Source organism: Ruegeria alba (assembly GCF_022321465.1).
Classification (GTDB): domain Bacteria; phylum Pseudomonadota; class Alphaproteobacteria; order Rhodobacterales; family Rhodobacteraceae; genus Ruegeria_B; species Ruegeria_B alba.
This window is the reverse complement of the sequence record NZ_JAKOEM010000002.1, coordinates 358,401-379,231: the sequence shown is the minus strand read 5'-3', so window position 1 is coordinate 379,231 and position 20,831 is coordinate 358,401. Positions and strand designations below refer to the sequence as shown.

Genomic DNA, 20,831 nt, shown 5'->3' with positions numbered 1-20,831 from the left:
GATCACGCGGACCTTCTCGTCGGAGAGGTCCCCATCGTCGGGAACAGGTTTTCCGAGTTGGTGAAAGTGCTTCCCGACGAGGTTGAGGCCACCTTGGCATCGCAGGAGACGGCTTTTGTTTATCCAGTGCCGACCAGGGAGATGCGAGGAAAGCTGGAAGCCCTTCGAAGAGAGACCTTCGCGAATCCAAGGCACCCGGATGAGGCCAGGGATGCTCCTCCCGCCACCATGGACCTGGCCTGGAAGCTGACCTGCACGAAGTCCATCGAACTTGGGCTGGTCCAAGCGGTGGACGCCGAAAGCACGCCCGCATATGACGCGGCAGTGTATCGCCGGTTCTTCGACCATCTGCTGCAGCACCGGAACGCGCGGGCTCTGGATGTGGACATGTTCTATACAAGCAGCGGATCACCCCACGATATTCAGGGTGGTGTTTCGGAAATCTTCGCGACACCCGGAGAAGTAGAGGACGCGATAGCAGCGATCGAAGCTGTCATGGACTCCGAAGCCGCCGCCCGAGCGGTCGAAAACTGGTATCGAATGTGATCTGTCTGCGGTGGCTGACGTGTCCCGCAAAGCCGACGTCACCGGATTTTGCCCTCCGCCCAGTTCACCACAATCAACCCCGGTACGCAATCGAGCGCCCGCTCGGCATGCGGCAAAGCCACTTGGAGAACCGGATCGGTCGTGAAAGTCGAACCCTGCAATCGTGTCGCTGTTTCTTTCAGCGGGCCGACAAACTACGCTCCCCGTCGAGGCAGATTACAGGAGAAGACGATGCGCAAAGCCATTTTCGTCGCAGTTGCGGTGGTTTCCTTGGGAGCTTTCCTGAGTCCCAACCTTGCATCTGCCGAGCCGCTCGGGCGTTTCGAGATTTCCGGCGTCGAAGAGGATGACATGCTCAAGATGCGCGCAGGCCCGGGAACCGGGTACCGCGTGATCCTTGGCCTGCCGAACGGCACCGTGCTGCGCGTCTACACTTGCGAGCAGACCGGCGGAACGCGCTGGTGCAGCGTATCCCTGGAGCAGGCACGTCGGCTCAAGGGGTATGTAAACTGGGCATACTTGCGGAAATTGTGACCGAAAGTCTTGGGCTCGCCGCCGCGTAGGGCCGTGGCGGGCAGTGCCGAAAGCCGAGCGCGCAGAGCGGCGAGGATGGTTTTGCGTGGGGTGGGCATTCGTTTTCGCTGACTTGCGGTGGCGGCCAAGGACGGGTCGGAGCCCAAACCTCTATTCTTCTACAGCGCGGCTAATGTCGGCTTAAGGCGTGCGGGAAGCAGCCACGATCTGCTTCATGTGGCGCATGTCGGTGCCACAACATCCCCCCAAAACCTGAATATGAGGGAACCTTCGTCTGATCTCTGACAACTGCACACCCAACTCGGTTGGATTGCCGTCGTCCAATTCTTCGGCTTCGTCAAGTTCAGCATGGCTACAGCGTGAGGCATTGGCAATGATACCTCTTACGCGCTGCATCCAGGGTGCGTCTTCGAGGACTCCAGAGAAATGCTCAGGATGCGCGCAGTTGATCATGAAGTAGGCTGCATAGCTGTCAGTCGCAGCATCGACCTCCGATATCGCTTCCTCCAGTGATTCTCCGGTTGGCAACCGCCCGTCGGTTTCCACCGTGAAAGAGATGACCACCGGAAGCCCAAACCGGCGGGCCGCCCTGACCATGCCAATCGCTTCGGATGGATACGCCAAAGTGTATCCGCTGATCACATCCACATCTGTTTCTGCCAATGCCGAAATTTGCTCCGAGTGATAGCGTTCTGCCTCATCCGAGTGCATTTGCGCTTCCGGGGCGTAAGCGTCTTCGCGCGGTCCAATATTTGCACTGATGACCGTCGGAGCATGGTCGCTTTCTGACCGCACAGTCGCCATCATGGCGATAGCATCTTGATTAAGCGTTTTGAGTTCGCTGGAAGCGTACCCAAGCGCAGCCCCGCGGTCTCGGTTTGCAACCCATGTCGGGCTTTCTAGAATGACACCGACACCCGTTTCTTTGCCTAGAGCGATCAGGTCCTTCAGATACCCTTTGAGAAGCTCTCGGCCCTCTGCGGTTTTCATAAGCGGGTATGAGGCAAAGCCCGGCAAATCTACGCCGTGATTGAATATCAAGTCGGTTTCCATCCCAGTGTAGGCCAAGAACAGGTCGGCATTGCCGGGAGGAAAACAGTCTCGATAAATTGACATCGCCGTGGACCAATCGCCTGAATTGTCCTCAGACCATAACAACAGGTGCATAGTTTGTCACCGATGCACCTTGAGCGAAGCGGTCATTGGCGCAGCCGCAGCGAAAGCCCACTTCGTCAGCACAGGCACCATCACTGTACTTTACCCTCCACACACCTCGCCACGATCAACCCCGGCACACTGTCGAGCGCCCGCTCGGCATCCCGCCCCAGATCCAGCCGCTTCGGAAGCCTGACCTGAGGCACCAGCAGAAAGATCGGCACGGTCGCGCGCCCACGGCCGGTCTTCGACCGTGACGCCACGCCCAGCCCGCGACTGTTCAGCCGCCCCTCGGCGACCAGCAGGCTCGGCCCGCGGCGGCGATAGACAAACCGCAACCGCAACCCGCGCCGCCGCTCCCATTCGCCGGGCGTGATCCTGCCACCGCGCAGCGACTTGCCCGCGGCGGGCAACGGGATCACCAACCAAAACCCGTCCTTCGAGCGGATCAGCGGGCCGGTGTCGTGAGCGCCGACGATGACCGGCGCCTTCGACCACACCAGTGCCGCGGCGTTCAGGCTCTCGCCGGCCTTGGGGAAGGTCTGGCTCCGGATCGAGTTCGCCAGCCTCCGGCCAAGACCGGCGCCGGTGATCTGCAACCGCCACGCCGTCTTCAGCCCGGTGCCGGCCTCGCGCATGGCCGAGGTCACGGCCTTTTCTCCTGCCTTCACCTCGGCCGCCATCATCGCAACGATATCGGGATCGACGTCGAGCTTCAGCTTCATGGCGGTCATGCCGGGTGCAGGTTGACGGTCCAGATCAGCCGCTCGCTGTCCCGAACGGGCTCGCCCTGGACGAGGAAGGCCTCGCCGTCGATCTCGATCCGGTCGCCAGGACGCGGGATTGTCACCTCGGCAAGACGCAGGTCGAGCCGGGTGGTTTCCGACCAGAGACGCGCCTCGCCGAAGGCGGTGATGTCGTCCGGCCGCCGCAGGATGGCGCGGACCAGTGAGGGCGCGCCGCCCTCGGCGGTATAGACGACGTCCCGCGCGAGATGCGCATCCGAGAAGAGCGCATCGAGGGCGGCAGCAAAGGCGCTCATCAGGTCCGCCGCGCTGAGCGCAGCACCTGCGGCCGGGTGCAGATCGGCAGCGGGTTCGACTCGATCTCAAGCCGCACCCACTCGTCGCGGTCCCGGTCCGGGATGGTGCGGGCATAAAGCGGCAGGCCGAGGGTGTTGACCGTCTCGAATGTATCCGCCGGAGCGTGGTAGATCTCGAAGAGACCCTCGACACCTTCCGGATAGAAGAAGGCCTTGTCCGTCGGCACGCCAAAGGCGGAGCTGCCCCGGTAGCGGCGGAAGGTGATGCCGCCAAAGCTGACCTCGTCGGCGACGCGGCCCCGCAGATCGGCCGCGGCGGCGGTGTTGAGATAGGTCTCCCGCACTTCCTTGTGCGCCACGAGATCGGCAAAGAAACCCGAGCCACATTCGGCGCGCACTTGCACCGCGCCCGCGGCAAGCCCGCCCAGGCTTTCCTCGACGCTCTCGATCAGCGCCTGGCAGCGCTTCCTGAGCGCGCCGGATCCCGGGCTCGCGTTGTCGAGATCGAAGTCGATCTCGGCCACGGGCGTGATCCCGAACTCGGCGGCGTAGTCGATGACGGTCGCGCCATCCTTCGGGTCCTTCACGATCCCCTGGATGCCGTTGAGGAAATGATACTCGAAGGTGGCCTCGGCATCCTGGCGCAGACGGCGCAGCCGGTGGGCCACCTCGGTCTGCACCTGCTGGGTGGCGCTCTCCGAGCCGAAGTCGCGGACGGACTGGATCTCGGAGGCCCAGAGCACGTCCTGCTTCTTGAACTGGCGGCAGACAAAGGCCCGCATGTTGCGCCGTTCCGGCACCTGTTGCTCATGGGCCGAGCCGCGCTCGGAGAACGGGATCAGCGACAGCGTGCCGTCGCGGCTTTCGATCACCACGGTGCGCGAGCGCACGCCGCGGGGTGAGAACAGGCCGGAGCCCGAGAGCAGTGCGGGCTTGAACGGGATGTTCTCCAGCGCGCGGGTAAGCTCGATGACCGAGAAGGCATCGGCCTCGAAGATGTCCATGGTGGCCATGAGACGGTCCTTTCGGGGATGGGTGTGAGGTCAGCGGGTGAGAATGCCGGCCGCCAGCAGCGCGGTGTGCGCGGCGGCGATCTCGGGATCCGTCGGCGTGCCCGCGAAGACGAGGTCGTGACGGTTGACGATGGCCGGGCCACGCACGAGTGCCACGGCCGGGACATCACCCCCGCTCGCATCCGCCTTGCCCCAGAGCACGGCGACGGCGGTCTCGGTGCCATCGACGGCGGCCGGGTCATGGGCGGCGTATTTGCCCGAGGCGGTGATCTTGCCCAGCACGGTACCGGGGTCGAGCGTGCCTGCCGCGACGGTGATGGTTTCCCTTGAGTAGTCGCGGAAGGCCTCCCAGACGAGGAAGCCGCCGGGATGGGTGGTCTCGGTGAGCATGGGCATTCGGGTTTATCCTTTCTGGCGGAAGGTGCGGGCGATCACGTCGCCCCAGGGTCTTGCAGTTGGCCCGGGTCCGGGCTGGGCATGGGCGGGGAAGATCTCCGGGTCGGTCTGCGCCTTCGCGGCCAGCAACGCCGCCCGCACCGCATCGAGTCCGGCATCCTCCTCGAGGAAGTGCCCCGCCATCTGCAGCTGGCCCGCGAGCCGACAGAGATCGATCACGGCCCGGGCATGGGCGATGGCCTCCGCCCGGACGATTGCGGCATCAGGCGCTGCGTTGTCGTCCGCAACGGAGCTTGCGGGCTCGGGTGCCGGAAGCATGGCATCGGCCTGGGTGTTTCCGTCCGGAACACCCTCGGGCGAAGTTTCAGCGGCGATGGTGGGTTCGACGGGTTCCGCCGCGGCCTCGAGCACTTCCGGCGGCGCATTGCGGAAGCGCGCCACATCGAAGGCGGCGGCGAGTTTCACGGGGGCGGCGATGCGGTCGATGAAGCCCAGGTCCAGTGCCTCCTGCGCATCGAGCCAGGTTTCGGCCGCCATCAGCAGGGCAATCTCGTCCTCGGGCCTGCCGGACTTGGCCACATAGCCCGAGACGAGGCTGCCCTTCACCTTGTCGAGCGCCTCGGCCATGGCGCGCATATCTTCTGCCGTGCCCATCACCAGCCCCGAGGGATCGTGGATCATCAGGAAGGCGTTTTCCGGCATCACGATCGTATCGCCCGCCATGGCGATGTAAGAGGCAGCCGAGGCGGCGATCCCGTCGATCCAGACGGTGATGTCACCGGCATGGCGTTTCAGCGCATTGTAGATGGCGACCGCGTCGAAGACCGAGCCACCGGGACTGTTGAGGCGCAGATCGACCGGCGTGCCCTCGGGCAATGCCCCCAGTTCGGCCAGGAAGCCCTTGGCCGTGACGCCATAGGCGCCGATCTCGTCATAGATCAGCACTTCCGCGCCGGACGCCCGGGCGCGGATCGTGTACCAGGATTTCATGGGATCACTCCTGCTCAGCTGTGGTGGACGAACCGCTGCCGTCCCCAGGGGGTGTGTCTGTGTCGGGTGCTGCCGCCGGTGTCGCCCGCGCGCCCTGCGTCTCGCCGGGGCTGGCGCGGTAGCGCAGTCCAAGACCGGCTGTGCGCGCGGCATCCGAAGCGTTCTCCCGATCGACCTCTTCGATGTCATATCCGGTCGCCTCGACCACCTTGCGGCGCGAGGTCAGCCCGGCCTCCATCGCCAGCACCTGCGCCTGGATGTCCTTCAGCGGATCGACCCAGTCCCAGCGCGGCGGGATCCATTGCACTGGCCGGACGGTTGCCATGTCGCCAACATCGATCGCCCCGGACAACACGGCCGTTTCCAGCCAGCGCCGCCAGATCGGCCGGCAGAGCTGATGCGCCATGACCCCGTGCTGCAACTGGCCGATGCGGCGGCGGAACTCGACGAGCTCGGCGCGCAAGGAGGAGTAGTTCGCCTGCCGGACATCGCCGGTGACGAGGTGATAGGGCAGACCCAGCGAGGCCGAGACTGCCAGCAAGGTGCGATACTGGAAGGCCTCGTAGCTGCTGCCGACATCGGCAGGAGACGAGAACTTCACATCTTCGCCTGGCAGCAGCACCTGCATCGTGCCGGGCTCGAGGCTGGCAATGGCTGCGCCATCGAGATCTGCCGCGCTCTCGCCCATCATCGGATCTTCCGGCGCGCTCTTGGTGATGAAGCCCGCGAACATCGCCGCGGTCTTCTTCCGGTCGAGCTCGGCGTCATCGTACTGATCGAGCAGAAAGAGCCGCACCATGGCCGGGGCCACATGCGGCAGGCCCCGGATCTGGCCCGCGTCGATGGGCCGGTAGATATGCAGCACATCCGCGGCCGGTACGCGCACCGTCTCCGGGATCACCGCGCCCAAATCGGTGCTGTCGCCCGGATGGCGGCGGCGGAAGTGATAGGCCACGCGTCGGCCGATGGCATCGAACTCGATCCCGCAGCGGATGCGGTTGCTATTGGCCGCCGTTTCCGTCTTCTCGAAGGGCAGCATCTCGGATTGGAGAAGTTGCAATTGCAGCGGCACCAGCAGCCCGTCCTCGGCCCGCCGCGGGCGCAAACGGACGAAGCATTCACCGGCGACGAACATCTCGCGCGCCACCATGGCCTGCAGGCCGTAGAAGTCGGTCAGACCGTCCGCATCCGCCTCGTCGGTCCAGGCGAGCCACAGCCGCTGCACCCGGTCGCGCAGGTCGGCCTCCCCGATGAGCGAGGAGGGCTTGATCCCGTCGCCCACCAGGTTCGCGGCAAAGGCCTCGCAGGCATTGGCCGCATAGCCGTTGGTCACCACCAACTCGCGAGACCGCGCCAGCAGCCGCGGACCGCCCGAGGCGACCAGCGCGTTGATGTTTTCCAGCGGCGGGTTCCAGCCGCGCAGCCGGCGTTTCGCCATGGCGCCTTCGAGACGGGCGTGCATGGCAGAGGGGCCGGCGGGGCCCCGACGGCGAAAGCGATCGAAGAGGCCCATGGTTCTCAGAGGCCCTTGGTCGCCGTCACGCGGACATGGCGCACGATCCGCCGCCCTTCGACTGCAGCGATCTCTCGATCTAGCGCCTCGATGGCCCGGTCGATTTCAGCCACGCTGCGATAGTCCACCGTCTTGCCGTCATAACTGACCCGGGCCACGCCCGAGGACCGCTGCGCCGTCAGCGCGTCACGGCGAGCGCGGAGCTCAGCGGCCGTAGCCATGGATCACCTCATGTAGTTCGAGCGCACCGTGCGTCGGCGCGGCATTGGTCGTGTCTGGACGGATGGCGCGGTTGCCGCACCCGCCTCGGGCCCGTCCGACTTCGCCACCCCGAGTTGCGCTTCCAGATCGGCCCAGCGTGCTTCGGGCCAGCGATCCGCCCCGAGGATCCACGTGGCCGCGCGGGCATAGACGCGGGTGTCCAGCGCCTCGTTGCGCTCGCGCAGCTTCTGCCATTCGAGCCGCGCGAAGCCGCGTTTCGTGCGCACCGTTACCAGCTGCTCGGCGGTCAGCTGCTTCAGCCATTCGCCGTCCGCCCAGTCCGGCAGATGGATCGTGCCGGGCGGGCACAGCGCGCCCGCCGCCTGTTCCTCTCTCGTCGGTCGGTCCTGCCGCAGGAAGCGATAGGTTTCGGCCTTGAAGGTCGAGGTCGCCACCGTCCAGAGCCGGGCCCCGCGTCGAAGCCGTTTGCCCACGACGGTCGCGTCGACATAGGTCGGCCCGGTCACCGGACTCGTCCTTGTGAACCCCTCGACGCCCTTTACCGGCGCCACCTGCGCGAAGCCCACCTGGCGTGCCCAGCCATAGACCGCGCTGGTCTCGTAGCCCGTGTCGATCGCGAGCCGGGCGAGTGTCATCGTCTGGCCCGAGCCATGCGTCCACGTCCGCGCCAGCAGGTCGGTCAGCTGCTGCCAGCAGGCCGGATCGCCGGGCCCACCCTCGAGCACGAGGTGGTCAACGAGCCAGCTTTCCAAACCCTTGCCCCAGGCCCAGACATCGACCTCGATCCGGTCCTTCTGCACGTCGGCGCCCGCGGTGAGGAACAGACCGCGTTCCGGCACCGTGCCCGGGGCCCATGCCTCGCGCCGGTCCGCCAGCCGCTGCCAGTCGGGCGCCTCGCCGGTCTCCATCCACGTCTCGCCGAGGATGGTGTTCCGGAACGCCCGCATTGCCTCGTCGCTGCCCCGTGCCGCTTCATGTGCCCGAGCGATCCGCTGCCAGCTGAGCCAGCCCACTGGCGAATAGAGCGCCGAGAGGTGGTAGCCGACCGTCGCCGGATCGGTGGCCGCGGCGGTCGCGCGCCATTCGCCAGCTTCCAGCATGGCCGTCTTGTGGTGCTCGGCAATGGGCGTCTCGCAGCTTTCGCAGTGATATTCCGCCGTTTCCGGTTGCCCTTTTTCCCAGCGTAGCCGTTCGAACTTCAGCCACTGCATCGCGTCGCAATGCGGGCATGGCACGAAGTACCGCCGCTGGTCGGACGCCTCGAACTCCCGCTCGATGCGCGACAGACCCCGGATTGTCGGCGTCGAGACCAGGAACACCTTGCGCCTATGGGCAAACGTCAGCGAGCGGGCCTCGGCCAGCGTGACCGGATCGCCTTCCTCGTCGGCCGAGGCCGGATAGGCATCGACCTCGTCGAGGAAGATGTACCGCGCCGGCGTCGAGCGCAGCCCGACCGCCGAGTTCGCGCCTGTCATGATCAGGATGCCGCCTGCGAACTCCTTGGACAGCATCGTGTTGCCCGCATCGCGGGAGCGCGCGGGCTTGACCCTCTCCCGAAGATCCGGGCTTTCGTCGATCAGCGGATCGATCCGCTGGCGCGAGTTGCGTTTCGCCAGTTCCACCGTCGGCTGGACCGCCAGCATCGGCCCCGGCGCCTGGTGGATCACGAAGCCGATCCAGTTATTGCCGGCCTCGGTGTTATGCGTCGGTATCCATCCCTTCCCGCACAAAAAGAGGTGGCTCGGTGCATCGACCTCGATGCAGCGCACGGGCACACTCGGAACTGGCCGGATTGCAGCGATCCGGCGGCGACGGCTCTTCCATGGCCGGCCGTTTTCGATCGAGCGCATCCTTGCCCGCTTGCGGGACAGCCGGAACATCGGCTCCTCGGCATAGGCGGTCCAGGATATGCGCCAGTATTCCGCCGAGTCCGATGGTCTGCCGTCCGCCCCGAAAACCTTCCGGCGCGCCTTGCCGTGATAGACGGTCGGCTTGTATCCGAGGCTTCGAAGCAGCTCGATCATCGCGTCGATCAGCCGGCGATCCGCGTTCGAGAACTCGCATCGCTTGCCATCCGGTCCGATGGTGCCATCGGAGTCCATGAGCCCGCGCACCAGTTCGAGCCGTTGTGTCCGGCTCGCCCGCAGATAGGGGAGCGGGACATGCTTGTTGTCGAGCACGTCCAGCTGCCGCAGGCGCGTCACGAAGCGCGATCGGAAGCAATCGGACAGGGACGCTCCATCCTCACGCCGCATCCGGAACGTCGGATCGATCACCACATTGCCGATCCGGCCCTTGCGCCAGTGCGGCAGCCGGAATTCGGCCTCGACGCTGCAGGCCCGCAGGTGCTCGACAACCTCGGCATCCTCCTCATGCACCGAGATGTGGTTCATGATCGACGAGCCATCGCCGAGCCATCGCCCCAGCACATAGGGATGCAGGATCAGGTCCTGCTCGGGCATCTCGATCGGATCGCAGCAGTCGATGGCATAGCGCCGTCGCGTTCCCCTGGCGCCGATGCTCACGCGACTGGCCATCGCCGCGGTGGTCAGCGTACGAGCAACCGGCCGGTCGTTCGTGAAGTCCCAGACTGCCCAACGATGATCGCCGTCCGCGACGATTTCCTCTCCGTCGTCAAATACGACCGCGAAGCAGGCCCGGTCCTCGAACACCGGCGAAAGGCCGGTGACCCGCGCGATGCAACCGCGCTCATCGTAGACCAGGTCGCCCGCGGCGATCTCGCCCATCGTCGTCCAGCCGAACGGCGTGGGGATGGCCGTATCGAGTGCCAGTGGGGCCCCGACCTGTGCGGCCTTCATGAACACGATCCGCTGGGTCGCATCGCCGGGCGAGAGCCGGTCCATGATCTCGCGCATGTAGGGCGTGCGCGCGGTCCGGTACTGCCCTGGCTCGGCCGAGGCCCGAGAGGCGAGTTTCCGGTGGCGGTCGGCCCAGCTCGAGACGGTGAGGTCAGGATCAGGACGCAGACCCCGCGACCAGGCGCGGATCAGAGCCGCGGCGCCGTCGAACCCGAGGACATCGTCAGGCAAGCCCGGGCCGGATCTCCGCAAGGCTGTCGAGCTGGGCGCGGACATGGGTCTCCAGAACCTTCTGCATCAGTGCCGCCTCCACCTCGTATCCGTCCCCGAGCGCCGCGGTGAGCTCCGAGGCCATCAGCGCGGCGACCCGCGCGGGCCATGTCACCCAGGCGTCGCGTTCGTCGCGCGCGAGCCGGAACATCAGCGTCTCGGCCCGGGCGCGATCGACCAGTTCCCCCTTCAGCTTCGAGAGCCGGATGCGCCGTTCCTGCGCCTTCAGAACCTCGTTTGCCGTCTTGGCCTGAAGGAAGGTCGTGCCGCCCCCGACGGCCGGGACCGCCATCCCCTGTTCGCGGAGCGTGTCGCCGACGGCGGCGACCGCCGCCTCGGGGACGGGCTTCAGCTTCGGTGCGGGAGGCTTGCGGGTCTTCGACGGGTCCGTTGTCTCGGCCCGCCGCTGGTCGGAAGCCGCTGCGTCGATGCTGTCATCCTCGTGCAGGACGAGCCGACCGGCGGCCTTCGCCTTCTGGATCGCGCCGCGCGACAGCCCGACATGGGCGGCATACTGGCGCTCGCTCATGCCCTGCATCGGTGCCTCCGATTATCATTCAAGATCATGTGCTTATAGAGTTGATAAGCATCGCGGACAGAGGGAAACTGTCTCCAGCGAAGCGATGCAACTCGACCCAAGGAGCCACCCCGATGACCCGCCTGAACCCGCAAACAACGCCCCGCCACGTGTTGCGCGCCGAGAAGGCCCGGCGGAACAAGGAAGCGGCCTTGAACGCTTTCATCGCAAAGAAGGCGGAGATCGACGAGATGCTCGCCCGCTTGCAGGCGCTCAGCGACGACCACTTCAACGTCCATCCCGATGAGGTGAACTGGGGCCATGTCGGCACCCTTGACCATTACGCCAGCCTCCTGAAGCGCATTACCGACAGCGCCTTCGGCGAGGGCGAACATGCCGAGTGATCTCCGGTTCAGCCGGAGCTCCCGCCGCGCCAAGGCGCGGTTCGGGGTCGTAGAAGGCGCCGCATGACGCGGGCCCGAATACGGAGACGACCCCATGACCAAGCTTTCCGATACCCAAGCCATCATCCTCGGCGCCGCTGCACGGCGCGCCGACCGCATCGCCCTTCCGCTGCCCGACAGCCTGCGCGGGGGCGCCGCCGCAAAGGCGGTCGGCGCGATGCTCGCGAAGGGCCTGCTCGAAGAGGTCGAAGCGGACATGCGAAAGGGCGAACCCGTCTGGCGCGAGACCGGCGACGGCCACGGCGTCACGCTGGTTGCCACCGAGGCAGGCCTCGCTGCTGTCGGTATCGAACCGGACACCTCCGCTGCCCCCGAACCCGCGCCCAAGACGCGCACGCCGCGCACGGGCACCAAGCAGGCGACCCTGATCGCCATGCTGCGCGCTCCGGACGGCGCGACCATCGAGGAGATCACCGCGGCCCTGCAATGGGCACCGCATACCGTGAGGGGCATGTTCGCAGGCACCCTCAAAAAGCGCCTCTGCCTCGAGGTCACCTCCGAGAAGGTCCAGGGACGCGGGCGTGTCTATCGACTTGCCGAATCCGGAGAAGTCTGATCAACGCCAGCAGCATAGAATGTTGGTCCAGGCCAGGCTGCATGAGCATTCCGCGAGGAATGCGATTGCTCGAAGCAGGTTCGGTGAGAGAGGTGGCAGGAAACCGATCGTGAGGTCGGCAAACTGGACACCGTCACCTCATCAACCACCGCCCCTTGGATCGTGTTCGATGGAAATGGAGACAAACTCGACATGACAACTTGGTATGACATCACGACCGAAAGCATTCGGTTTGCAACGGCCCGCTTTCAGCACGCACTGGAGACACAGCAGGCTCTGCTTACCTGCAAAAAACCGGAAGATTTCATTCGGCTGCAATCCGAGTATTTTCAGAATGCTTTTGAGCAGTACTTGTCAGAGGCAGGCCGCTTCGCCGGAATGATGTCCAATTCGACGGCGCAAGCCCTGGGTAGTGCAAAATCCGCTTATTCGCGCTCTTACGACGATGTTCCTCTCTGATGCCGCTGTCGGCATCTTGAGCGAATCTGGATCGCGGAATGCCTGAAGCACCGGGCGCAGCTGTCAATTCGCTCACCACAGCTAGAACCGTGTTGTCCATACCCTGATCGCCTCGAACAGGCGGCGCAGCGCGAAGGATCTCGAGATGCTGACAACCGTGAATATCCCGCCCATGGCGAGGTTTTGCCCGAGCGTCGTATGCAGCCCGAAGACCGGAAAGATCAGAATCTGCGTGACGACCGCGACGCCGTAGCCGATCACCACGTTGGCGACGGCTTCGACCAGCGACATGAGGCGCGACTGCTTCACGCGGCCGCATCCTCGTCGTTCGCGGACAGGTCCAGCCGCCCCGCTTTCACCTCGGCGAAGGTCCGGCCGTCACCGTCGAAGATAGCGTCGCGGCCGGTCCCGGCCTGCCAGCGTTCGACGGCAACATCGACATAGGCGGGGCTGATTTCCATCGCGAACACACGGCGGCCGTTGGCCTCACCGGCCATGATCTGCGAGCCGGAGCCCGAGAACGGCTCGTAGCAGAGGCCACCACGGGCGACGTGCTGGCGCATCGGGATCCCGAAGGCATCGAGCGGCTTCGGCGTCGGATGGTCGGGGCGCTCGTCCTTCGCGAAGCTGGGCATTTCCCAGGTCGAGGGCAGCGTCTGCTCGGCGACCTTCGGCGGGCGGTTCGGGCGGCGCCAGCCCATGAAACAGGGCTCGTGCTTCCAGAGATAGTGGGACCGGGTCAGCACCCCGCGGTCCTTCACCCAGATGATCTGCTGGTGGACGAAGGCGCCGGCCTTTTCCCAGCAGGCCTCGAGCATCGCCTGGCGGCGGGAGGCGTGCCAGCAGTACCACGCCGCATCTTCCGTGATCGCCTCCGCGACTGCGGCAGCGATAAAGCCGTCATAGAGCTCGGCGCCCTGGCTGCTGTCATCCCAGGTCACGCCATAGGATTGCGACCAGTCCTTGTTGCGCGTTGGGTGGTTCGAACCATCGTAGTCCACCAGATACGGCGGGTCGGTTGCGAACAGCGCCGCGCGCTCACCGTTCATCAGCCGACGGACATCGTCGCGCGAAGTCGAGTCCCCGCAGAGCAGCCGGTGATCGCCGAGGATCCACAGATCGCCCGTCCGCGACGCCGGGTTGCGCGGCGGTTCGGGGATGGTCACCGGCGGCACGGAGCCACCGGCGCCACCTTCTTCACCGTCGTCTTCCGCGACGTAGGCCAGCAGCTTGTCCAACTCGCCATCGGAGAAGCCGACCAGCGACAGGTCGAAATCCTCGGCCAGCAGGTCGTTCAGTTCCGCCGAGAGCAGCGCCTCGTCCCAGGTGCCGAGTTCGGTCAGCTTGTTGTCCGCGATCCGGTAGGCCCGCCGCTGCGCCTCGGTCAGATGCCCGAGCACGATCACCGGCGCCTCGGTTAGTCCGAGCTGCGTCGCGGCCAGCACCCGGCCATGGCCCGCGATCAGCTCGCCGTCCTCGCCGACGAGGCACGGCACGGTCCAGCCGAACTCGGCCATGCTGGCGGCGATCTTCGCGACCTGGTCGGGCCCGTGCACCTTCGCGTTCTTCGCGTAGGGCTGCAGGCGCGCAAGCGGCCAGGTCTCGATCCGCTCGGGGGCGAAGGCAAGGGTCATGCAGGTTCCTGTCGGTGATCGATCGGCATCCGCCGAAGTGGACTCCAGTACGCCGGAGTCCACCGGCTTCCAGGCTGGACTCCGGTATCCGCGGGGTATCCACCCCACGCCGCCGGTCATGTGTTTGAATTCAAAAGGTTTCAGGGCATCGAAAGTGGATACCGGCTCCTGGTGGCTTCCCAAAAAAACGGGCCTGTCGCTGACGAAGTTGCGCGCCAAGCCCCCCAGCATACGTTTCGGCCCGGAAAGGAACCGTTCAATTTCAATGGGTTAGGTGTCTGGCGAATCCGGATGGAGAACAGTTTGTGTGGTCAATTGCTCCCCGTTCGCCTTCTTCGAACCCCTCATTCGATCACGCTTCCGCGTTTCTCACGCTTCGTGCCATCTTACCCGTTTCTAGCCCATCTCTCGCGAGAGGTCTCGGCTTCCGGTGTCTCACCGGAAATTGTCTCGCGGGTTCGAATTTCGTTGACACGAGCGTCCGGCGCAACTGGCAGCCGATGGGTCTTGCGGCCGAAGCGGTCGTTGGAAAAGATCGCAGAGAACAGCACGAGAGAGCCCGCAGCGGATCTCTAGAAAACCTTTTGATGTCCACGGTCACGTCGAATAGCCGCTGGCCAATCGGAATACCTCAATCGGTTCCCGAAGTCCTTTGAGGCTCAATTCACCGCGAGACTCGACCTGAAAGTCGTCCTCGACGGCGATTGCCGCTCTGGGGCTGAGAAGGATCTCACCATCAACGGCCTCATCGCAAAGGCGCGAGGCAAGATTGATAGCAGTGCCCGAGGCTGTATAGTCGAACCTGCCTTCGAACCCGACCATGCCGACCGTAGCGTATCCGAGGGACACCCCAACCCCGAAGCCCAGCCGATAGCCCATGCGCTTCCAACTCCGGCACAACTCGGCCATCCGGGTCCGCATTGCGATGGCCAACCGGACAGCATCTCCCGCTGGGTCGTCGCATGGTAATGGATCGTTGAAGAGCACCATTATCCCGTCGCCCATCCGGTGATCGACGCCCGCGCCATGGACATTGATCAGCTTGCCCATCTCCTGGTGGTAAGTCTGCAGGACTTCGATGGTCTCTTCCGGTTCGGCGGTCTCGCAGAAGGCCGTGAAGCCGCGGATGTCGCAGAACAGCACGCCCAGAAGCGCGCGGTGGCTGGACAGCATCTTGTCCGAGCCGGACGAGATCACCGTATCTGCCACGGCGGCAGGCAGGAACCGTTTCAGCCGGCCCATCCGCTCTATCTCGTCGACCTGTTCGCTCACACGGGTTTCGAGCGAGGCGTTGAGCGCTTCGACTTCGGCGGTGCGGTCGGCAAGCGCCCGGAACTGTCGTACGTTCTCGATCGCTATCACGGCCTGGGCGGCGAAAGTTTCCACAAGGGCAATTTCGCTGTCAGAGAACGGACTTTCAAAAGACCGGAAAAGGCCTAAAACTCCAATGGCTTCGGCTGCTTTCATAAGGGGAACCCACAGGACGGTGCGGACGCCATCATCCTCAAGGTTCCGACGCGCTTCGACATTCTGGATATCTCTTGTCGAACGGCGATGAACAATGCGGGTTTCGCGGACGGCAGCGCAGGCGCCGAAATCACCGTCGAGCGGGAAGCGAGATGTCCCTACAGCGAAATTCCTGAAACTTCCCTGCAAAGCTGCAATGGTCAGTTCGGTTCGTGCCCCGTCGAGCAGCACAAGCGCAGCGACGGAGGCGTTGCAGAGCTGGCTGGCGTTGCTGAGGATAACGTCGAAGACCGGCTTTTCGTCATCGCGGCTCCAGGAGATGACGCTAAGTATCTCGCCGTTTGCTCTTTCGCGCTCCAGCCTCTCCTGCACCTCGCGAAACTGGCGCACGTTCTCGATGGCGATGACGGCTTGTGCGGCGAAGCTCTCGAGCAGTTGAATTTCGGTTTTGACAAAAGGTCTGACCTCCTTGCGGCTTAGAGCTATCGCACCAATCGCCAGCGGTCCGTTCATCAGAGGCACTATCAGCCAAGAACGCACACCCTCGATTTCCACCACATGCTTGATAACGGGATCTTTTTCACGATACAGATCGGTGTCGATCAGATCGGCAATATTAATCGTGTTGCCGGTTCGAATAACCTCAGGAATCGGTCGCCCGCTGTTCAAGGGCGCAGAACCTCCCACGCTGAAGGCCGTTTCCTCAAATCCCCAGTAATAGGCAATTTTGAATTGCGTCCTCTCTGCATTTGCAAGTTGCAAAGACGCTTGGCTTGCTGCGCACAGTTCCGCTGCTTGAGTAAGAATGGCTTCGAAAACGGGCCCTTCGTCCTCGCGTGACTTTTGAATGACCTCGAGAATGCTCCGAATAGCCTCTTCACGCCGAAGTCCATGACGCAGTTCGACCAACAGATTATCCCGATCTGTGCTTTCCTGCATGGCCTGCCACCAATTCTTCGCCTGTAATGATCAACTCAGGCTTACCAGACTTCCGCCGCCAGAAAAACGCATAGCCTAAAGTCCATTAAAGCCCCCGCTCTCCGCGACCGCTCCATTCGGCTGCGGCCCAATGAAACTCCGGTCTCACCTCGCGCGCCCGATCACGAACTCCATCGATCGCTTCGTCGGCACGCGCTTGCCGTTCAGCCGCAAGGCGATCACCGCCAGACCATATTCGTGGCGTCGGTGCGCTGTGGCCCGGCTGATGCCGTGTTCCCAGGTGATGTGCTTCCACTGCTTTCGGTTGGCCCGCGCCCAAAGGATCTGGCCGATATCCTTGTCGACCCACCGAAGCCAGAGCATCGCCTCCTCGGCCTCCGTGATCTGGCGCGGGCTCGGGCGAGGCCGGCGCATCTGCGGCTCCTGGCCGACCTGATCGGCGAAACTGTGGAAATACTCGGGCCAGGCGTTGAAGTAGCCCTGCGGTTTCACCGCTGGCAGCTGTGCGAAGACATCGGCGGCGAGTTCAAGACGGTCCTGCGCCATCGCGGTTGTCCAGTCAGTCACCTTGAACCTCCTTCTGCCGCTGGCCGTATAGTTTCTCGCCCAGTTGGCGGACGAGTTCGCGTTCGGGCCAGGTGAGACGGTCGTCATCCGCCGAGACCGCGAGAACGCCCTGTTCCTGCCATCCGTCGCGCTTGACCTGTTCGGGGTCACGGCGTTGGCCGCCGTAACCCTTGGGAGTGAAGCGCATGCCCATCAGGCCAACCCTCCCTGCGTTTCCATTGCCCAGTGCAGGATGGCGATGGCATCCGCCTCGTTGTCGTCTGTGGGGCTGAAACCACGCTTGCGCGCTGCATCGATCATGGCCTGTTTGGGTGCGTTGCCCTTGCCGGTCGCGTGGCGCTTGATGGTACCCACAGGCACGCCCTGGTAAGGCACGCCACGCAATTCGCCCCAACTTGTCAGAACTGCCAGAAGGCCACCGTGGACATGCGCTGCATCCGTGCCGAGATGTCGGCGGACCTCCTCGAACCAGATCGCTGCGATCGGGCCAGACAGACGGTCGATCTCAGTCAGCCAGTTGGTGAACCGCAGGTAGCGCATGCCACCGCCATCGTAGCGACCGGGTTTGAAGCTGACGGTGCCGCTGGTGATCAGACCATCATAGCCACGGACGGCCCAGCCGGTAGTGGTGCCGAGGTCGAGGGCTATGATGGTTTTCTCGCCGCCAAAGGTCTCAGGCAGCGTCTCTGTCGGGATCAGTTCTTGTGTGTTCATGGTGAAGGCTCACGAATTCAAGTGGGCCTTCGGCTTTGGTCTTGACCAAAATACTGGCCCGGACTCGGCCGAGCAAGAAAATTTCATTACGTCCCGCGGTCAGATCCTTGTCACCGCCTGTCACCACCAGCCCCCATGACTGGTGACAAAATTATGTCAATAAAAACAACGCTGTCATCACTGTCACCACCTGTCTCCACTAAATGGCTTTGTATGTATGAGAAGGCATAAGGTTACTCCGGAATACACATGTATATGTATAAGGAAGGAAGTTGGGCGTTCCAGTGGTGACAATGGTGACAGCATTGTTTTCACAGGATTATTTCTGTCACCATCTTCTCGGCGAGATGGTGACAAATGCGTGGTAGTGACACCACAAAAGCCAAGGGGCACCCTATCGGATGCCCCACCTGTTCGCTATGCGTCCTCGATGCTGTGGCGCGAAGCCATCAAGTTGGACGTTTGCGATATCGCCATTCCCGTGCCTCGCCTGTCCGGCGTTGATACCGCTCCCAATTTCGGGACGTCAGCCAGGAACCAACGCGCATTTGATCCGGTTTCGTCCACCGCGCCGGTTCGATTCCGATTGCTTCCGCGAGAATCTCGCCAACAGATACGTCTCGTAGTGGCTGCAGTCGCTCAACCTCTTCATCCTGCCAGTCAGCACCACCGGCATATCCGCGATTTACAACGCGCTTTTCATGCGTCAGCCAACGATCGATCAAGCCATCCCAAGCATCGGACTGGTACCGTTTGTCCTGCTCATCGCGCGCAGCTTCGAGCAGACCCCTGTCTTCCAGCCACCAGATAGCCCCGGCCCTGAACCGAGCCACAGCCTCAGCCCAGAGCTGATCGCGATCCCGGCGGAGCGCCTCGATGTCGATCTCGCCGCAGCGGATCGGCCAGAAGCGGCGGTTGCCGGTCTCATCGCGCAGATAGGTGTCTGGGTTCACCGTGCCGGCAAAGACACATTGGCGTTTGATCTCGACCGTGTGGCGGCCATAGGGTGGTCGGAACCGGTCAGTGGTGCGGGTGAGAAACGCCTTGATGCGCGAGACCTCTGCTCGGCCAATGGCATCGAGTTCGGCGATTTCCACGATCCAGACACCTTGCATATGGATGGCCGCATCCTTGGATCCGAGATCGGGCAACTCGTCGGTGAACCAGTCCGCGCCCGCAAGGATTTTCAGGGCAGTGGATTTGCGCGCGCCCTGTTCACCTTCGAGAATCAACATGTGATCGGCCTTCACACCGGGGCGATAGATGCGCGCAATGGCTGATATCAGCCACAGGCTGCCCATGGCGTGGGTCAAATCCGTGGGCTCAGCGCCCAGGTAGCGACTGGCCCAGGTCTCGATCCGGGGCGTACCGTCCCATTGCAGCTGGTCTAGATAGCGACGCACTGGGTGAATGCGGAGTTCGCGGGCAAAGGCCCCAACTGAGCGCCCGACAACCAGAGGTGCGACATTCACTTCCCGGTGCTGCAGCCATTCAGCCAGCCGGATGTCGTCGCTGTCCTCCCACGGCCGCGGATAGTCCATATCCTGCGCATCCCAAGGCACTGGGTGCAACACGACCACTTCCTGGCGGAATTCATCGAAGGCGATAGTGCCGGCAAAGGCCGGATCGGAACTCAGAGCAATGATGACATTGGCCTCGTTGCGCTCGGGCGTCCCGGAAAGATCGAGGCGCAGCCGGTTCGCCCAAGCTGGGCGTGTAACAGGCTTGACAAGATCGCCGGTGCTGTTCAAACGGCGGCGCAAGACGCCAAGCTGTTTGTCGAGGATCGACATCGCGATCCCAGTACGCGCCTTGATCAACGACAGCACATGGCGTTCCTCCATGGGCTCAAGTCGCTCTTTAACGATGCGCCCCATGAGGGTGCCCAGCTCGGTGAGATCGGGTGGATTGGTGAGCGCCTCGGTTGCGGCGGCCAGCGCTTCGACGGCACGTTCCAGCCCTCCGGAAAGCGTGCTCGCCGGGGCATCGTCGGCAACAAGCGCGCCTTCGGGGATGATTTCCGGACTGCCGTAATCCGTTTTCACGGCCCCTCGCAGCAGATCGTCGTTGAAATCATCACCATGGAGCGGGGCAATCACCTCGTTTGGGATGTCTGCCATGTTCAACCGGTCTGACAATGTGGCGGCCGCCTGACGGCCGGTATGGCCCGCATCGGCAAAGATGGTAATGCGGCGCGTGCCTTCGGGCCATTTGAACCGTGCCATGCCATCGGCCGACAAGGCCGCCCAGACTGGCGTTCCGAAGATCACATTGGCCGCGAGCGCCGTCTCGATCCCTTCCGCCACGCCCAGATGACCATCTTTGGCCAAAGGAAAAAGCCGGACCGCCGCCTCCGTGATCGTGCCCAGCATCTTCTTGCCCGCCGGTGCCTTGCCGCTGCCGTCATCCAACAGGAAGGTGCGATGGATCCCGCCGACCGGATCGCCATTGGCCAGGCGCGGGATCGCGAGCATGCCCGGCCAACCACGGCGACTGTCGTAATCCGTGAGGTCAGGATGCGAGAGGAGATCCGGTGAGCCCGGATCGCTCAGCCCACGCGATTGCAGGTACGTGTCGGCAAGGCTTCCTGCCAAGGGCTCGCATTCGTCCAGTATGCGGCGGATTTCCAGGCTGTGATCGGGGCGTACTGGCGCAGCGGGTCGTGCTGGCAGGTCACATTTCAGACGGGCCAGACGGGCTGCCTCATCAAACAGGCGCCCTTCGCTCATGCCTGTGGCGTGATAGATCATGTCGATAGGCCCCGCGCGTTCGCCCGTCGCAAAGTCGAAGCCCCAGCCTGCATAAGGCCCATCGAGATGGATGACACACGAGCCCTCACCACGAGAACGGCGCCCGGAAAGGTCGGCGCAACGCATCGCTCGTTTGTCATGGGTCAGCTGTGCCTCCGGAAACAGGGGAGGCAACCAATCGCGGGCCGTCGCAGTCAGCCGCGCTTTGATGGCGTTCAAATCATGGCGGGCAGCCGGGACGAAGACATCGTTGAGGTCGATCAT

The 20,831-nt window shown here is 63.8% G+C and carries 22 protein-coding genes; 5 read left to right on the top strand and 17 right to left on the bottom strand.

Annotated elements, in window-relative coordinates:
- Both MB818_RS05625 and MB818_RS05620 read left to right on the top strand, forming a co-directional pair.
- The coding region (locus tag MB818_RS05625) for a hypothetical protein (protein ID WP_238904311.1) at positions 1 to 546 on the top strand (546 nt) is incomplete at its 5' end.
- Positions 547 to 777: 231 nt separating this feature from the next.
- Positions 778 to 1,080 carry an SH3 domain-containing protein gene (locus MB818_RS05620; protein ID WP_238904309.1) on the top strand — a complete coding sequence of 101 codons (303 nt, stop codon included), beginning with the start codon at positions 778 to 780 and terminating at the stop codon, positions 1,078 to 1,080.
- Between the two features lie 180 nt (positions 1,081 to 1,260).
- Here MB818_RS05620 and MB818_RS05615 read toward each other — a convergent pair whose 3' ends face one another.
- From MB818_RS05615 to MB818_RS05570, 10 genes are all read right to left on the bottom strand, one after another.
- Entirely contained in the window at positions 1,261 to 2,133 is an 873-nt protein-coding gene (locus MB818_RS05615; RefSeq protein WP_238904308.1) for a homocysteine S-methyltransferase family protein, read from the bottom strand.
- A gap of 194 nt (positions 2,134 to 2,327) precedes the next feature.
- Positions 2,328 to 2,960, bottom strand: coding sequence for a DUF6441 family protein (locus tag MB818_RS05610; protein ID WP_238904323.1), 633 nt, complete (start codon positions 2,958 to 2,960; stop codon positions 2,328 to 2,330).
- A 5-nt stretch (positions 2,961 to 2,965) separates the two neighbouring features.
- Entirely contained in the window at positions 2,966 to 3,277 is a 312-nt protein-coding gene (locus MB818_RS05605; protein ID WP_238904306.1) for a head-tail joining protein, read from the bottom strand.
- Positions 3,277 to 4,290 (bottom strand): major capsid protein, encoded by a 1,014-nt coding sequence (locus MB818_RS05600; protein WP_238904304.1) that lies wholly within the window; start codon positions 4,288 to 4,290, stop codon positions 3,277 to 3,279. The genes MB818_RS05605 and MB818_RS05600 overlap by 1 nt, the downstream gene beginning before the upstream one ends.
- Before the next feature lie 30 nt (positions 4,291 to 4,320).
- Positions 4,321 to 4,686, bottom strand: coding sequence for a head decoration protein (locus MB818_RS05595; RefSeq protein WP_238904302.1), 366 nt, complete (start codon positions 4,684 to 4,686; stop codon positions 4,321 to 4,323).
- 6 nt (positions 4,687 to 4,692) lie between these two features.
- On the bottom strand, positions 4,693 to 5,676 hold the full coding sequence (locus MB818_RS05590) for a head maturation protease, ClpP-related (protein ID WP_238904300.1): 984 nt from the start codon (positions 5,674 to 5,676) through the stop codon (positions 4,693 to 4,695).
- Positions 5,677 to 5,680: 4 nt separating this feature from the next.
- The gene (locus MB818_RS05585) at positions 5,681 to 7,138 is read right to left on the bottom strand and encodes a phage portal protein (RefSeq protein WP_238904298.1); all 1,458 of its coding nucleotides are present in this window, start codon (positions 7,136 to 7,138) and stop codon (positions 5,681 to 5,683) included.
- Positions 7,139 to 7,194: 56 nt separating this feature from the next.
- The gene (locus MB818_RS05580) at positions 7,195 to 7,410 is read right to left on the bottom strand and encodes a phage head-tail joining protein (RefSeq protein WP_238904297.1); all 216 of its coding nucleotides are present in this window, start codon (positions 7,408 to 7,410) and stop codon (positions 7,195 to 7,197) included.
- Positions 7,411 to 7,413: 3 nt separating this feature from the next.
- On the bottom strand, positions 7,414 to 10,506 hold the full coding sequence (locus MB818_RS05575; protein WP_238904295.1) for a terminase gpA endonuclease subunit: 3,093 nt from the start codon (positions 10,504 to 10,506) through the stop codon (positions 7,414 to 7,416).
- Positions 10,454 to 11,038 carry a hypothetical protein gene (locus MB818_RS05570; protein WP_238904293.1) on the bottom strand — a complete coding sequence of 195 codons (585 nt, stop codon included), beginning with the start codon at positions 11,036 to 11,038 and terminating at the stop codon, positions 10,454 to 10,456. Before MB818_RS05570 ends, MB818_RS05575 begins: the two co-directional genes overlap by 53 nt.
- 113 nt (positions 11,039 to 11,151) lie before the next feature.
- On the opposite strand from MB818_RS05570, the gene MB818_RS05565 reads away from it, so the two are divergent.
- From MB818_RS05565 to MB818_RS05555, 3 genes are all read left to right on the top strand, one after another.
- Positions 11,152 to 11,421: a hypothetical protein gene (locus MB818_RS05565; protein WP_238904291.1), complete on the top strand. Its 270-nt coding sequence runs from the start codon at positions 11,152 to 11,154 to the stop codon at positions 11,419 to 11,421.
- Between the two features lie 94 nt (positions 11,422 to 11,515).
- Complete coding sequence (locus tag MB818_RS05560; protein WP_238904290.1) at positions 11,516 to 12,037, top strand: DUF3489 domain-containing protein; 522 nt, start codon at positions 11,516 to 11,518, stop codon at positions 12,035 to 12,037.
- A gap of 192 nt (positions 12,038 to 12,229) precedes the next feature.
- Positions 12,230 to 12,496, top strand: coding sequence for a phasin family protein (locus tag MB818_RS05555; RefSeq protein WP_234237368.1), 267 nt, complete (start codon positions 12,230 to 12,232; stop codon positions 12,494 to 12,496).
- 81 nt (positions 12,497 to 12,577) lie between these two features.
- Here MB818_RS05555 and MB818_RS05550 read toward each other — a convergent pair whose 3' ends face one another.
- The 7 genes from MB818_RS05550 to MB818_RS05520 all read right to left on the bottom strand — a co-directional run bounded on the left by MB818_RS05550 (position 12,578) and on the right by MB818_RS05520 (position 20,831).
- Positions 12,578 to 12,805: a DUF7220 family protein gene (locus tag MB818_RS05550; RefSeq protein ID WP_238904288.1), complete on the bottom strand. Its 228-nt coding sequence runs from the start codon at positions 12,803 to 12,805 to the stop codon at positions 12,578 to 12,580.
- The gene (locus MB818_RS05545; protein ID WP_238904286.1) at positions 12,802 to 14,130 is read right to left on the bottom strand and encodes a site-specific DNA-methyltransferase; all 1,329 of its coding nucleotides are present in this window, start codon (positions 14,128 to 14,130) and stop codon (positions 12,802 to 12,804) included. The genes MB818_RS05550 and MB818_RS05545 overlap by 4 nt, the downstream gene beginning before the upstream one ends.
- A 597-nt stretch (positions 14,131 to 14,727) precedes the next feature.
- The gene (locus MB818_RS05540; RefSeq protein ID WP_238904284.1) at positions 14,728 to 16,536 is read right to left on the bottom strand and encodes a GAF domain-containing protein; all 1,809 of its coding nucleotides are present in this window, start codon (positions 16,534 to 16,536) and stop codon (positions 14,728 to 14,730) included.
- A gap of 144 nt (positions 16,537 to 16,680) precedes the next feature.
- Entirely contained in the window at positions 16,681 to 17,103 is a 423-nt protein-coding gene (locus MB818_RS05535; RefSeq protein ID WP_234219769.1) for a DUF6362 family protein, read from the bottom strand.
- Positions 17,096 to 17,290, bottom strand: coding sequence for a hypothetical protein (locus tag MB818_RS05530; protein WP_234219770.1), 195 nt, complete (start codon positions 17,288 to 17,290; stop codon positions 17,096 to 17,098). The genes MB818_RS05535 and MB818_RS05530 overlap by 8 nt, the downstream gene beginning before the upstream one ends.
- Before the next feature lie 5 nt (positions 17,291 to 17,295).
- Positions 17,296 to 17,817, bottom strand: a complete 522-nt coding sequence (locus MB818_RS05525; protein WP_234219771.1) for a crossover junction endodeoxyribonuclease RuvC — start codon at positions 17,815 to 17,817, stop codon at positions 17,296 to 17,298.
- Positions 17,818 to 18,266: 449 nt separating this feature from the next.
- Positions 18,267 to 20,831 carry a VapE domain-containing protein gene (locus tag MB818_RS05520; protein WP_234219772.1) on the bottom strand — a complete coding sequence of 855 codons (2,565 nt, stop codon included), beginning with the start codon at positions 20,829 to 20,831 and terminating at the stop codon, positions 18,267 to 18,269.

Bases quoted from the DNA above. Each gene is read 5' to 3' on its own strand.
- MB818_RS05580 (WP_238904297.1), bottom strand. From the start codon at position 7,410: ATGGCTACGGCCGCTGAGCTCCGCGCTCGCCGTGACGCGCTGACGGCG.
- MB818_RS05600 (WP_238904304.1), bottom strand. From the start codon at position 4,290: ATGGCCACCATGGACATCTTCGAGGCCGATGCCTTCTCGGTCATCGAG.
- MB818_RS05570 (WP_238904293.1), bottom strand. From the start codon at position 11,038: ATGCAGGGCATGAGCGAGCGCCAGTATGCCGCCCATGTCGGGCTGTCG.
- MB818_RS05585 (WP_238904298.1), bottom strand. From the start codon at position 7,138: ATGCACGCCCGTCTCGAAGGCGCCATGGCGAAACGCCGGCTGCGCGGC.
- MB818_RS05565 (WP_238904291.1), top strand. From the start codon at position 11,152: ATGACCCGCCTGAACCCGCAAACAACGCCCCGCCACGTGTTGCGCGCC.
- MB818_RS05545 (WP_238904286.1), bottom strand. From the start codon at position 14,130: ATGACCCTTGCCTTCGCCCCCGAGCGGATCGAGACCTGGCCGCTTGCG.
- MB818_RS05530 (WP_234219770.1), bottom strand. From the start codon at position 17,290: ATGCGCTTCACTCCCAAGGGTTACGGCGGCCAACGCCGTGACCCCGAA.
- MB818_RS05575 (WP_238904295.1), bottom strand. From the start codon at position 10,506: ATGTCCGCGCCCAGCTCGACAGCCTTGCGGAGATCCGGCCCGGGCTTG.
- MB818_RS05610 (WP_238904323.1), bottom strand. From the start codon at position 2,960: ATGAAGCTGAAGCTCGACGTCGATCCCGATATCGTTGCGATGATGGCG.
- MB818_RS05595 (WP_238904302.1), bottom strand. From the start codon at position 4,686: ATGCCCATGCTCACCGAGACCACCCATCCCGGCGGCTTCCTCGTCTGG.
- MB818_RS05560 (WP_238904290.1), top strand. From the start codon at position 11,516: ATGACCAAGCTTTCCGATACCCAAGCCATCATCCTCGGCGCCGCTGCA.
- MB818_RS05540 (WP_238904284.1), bottom strand. From the start codon at position 16,536: ATGCAGGAAAGCACAGATCGGGATAATCTGTTGGTCGAACTGCGTCAT.
- MB818_RS05520 (WP_234219772.1), bottom strand. From the start codon at position 20,831: ATGATCGACCTCAACGATGTCTTCGTCCCGGCTGCCCGCCATGATTTG.
- MB818_RS05525 (WP_234219771.1), bottom strand. From the start codon at position 17,817: ATGAACACACAAGAACTGATCCCGACAGAGACGCTGCCTGAGACCTTT.
- MB818_RS05605 (WP_238904306.1), bottom strand. From the start codon at position 3,277: ATGAGCGCCTTTGCTGCCGCCCTCGATGCGCTCTTCTCGGATGCGCAT.
- MB818_RS05615 (WP_238904308.1), bottom strand. From the start codon at position 2,133: ATGGAAACCGACTTGATATTCAATCACGGCGTAGATTTGCCGGGCTTT.
- MB818_RS05555 (WP_234237368.1), top strand. From the start codon at position 12,230: ATGACAACTTGGTATGACATCACGACCGAAAGCATTCGGTTTGCAACG.
- MB818_RS05620 (WP_238904309.1), top strand. From the start codon at position 778: ATGCGCAAAGCCATTTTCGTCGCAGTTGCGGTGGTTTCCTTGGGAGCT.
- MB818_RS05590 (WP_238904300.1), bottom strand. From the start codon at position 5,676: ATGAAATCCTGGTACACGATCCGCGCCCGGGCGTCCGGCGCGGAAGTG.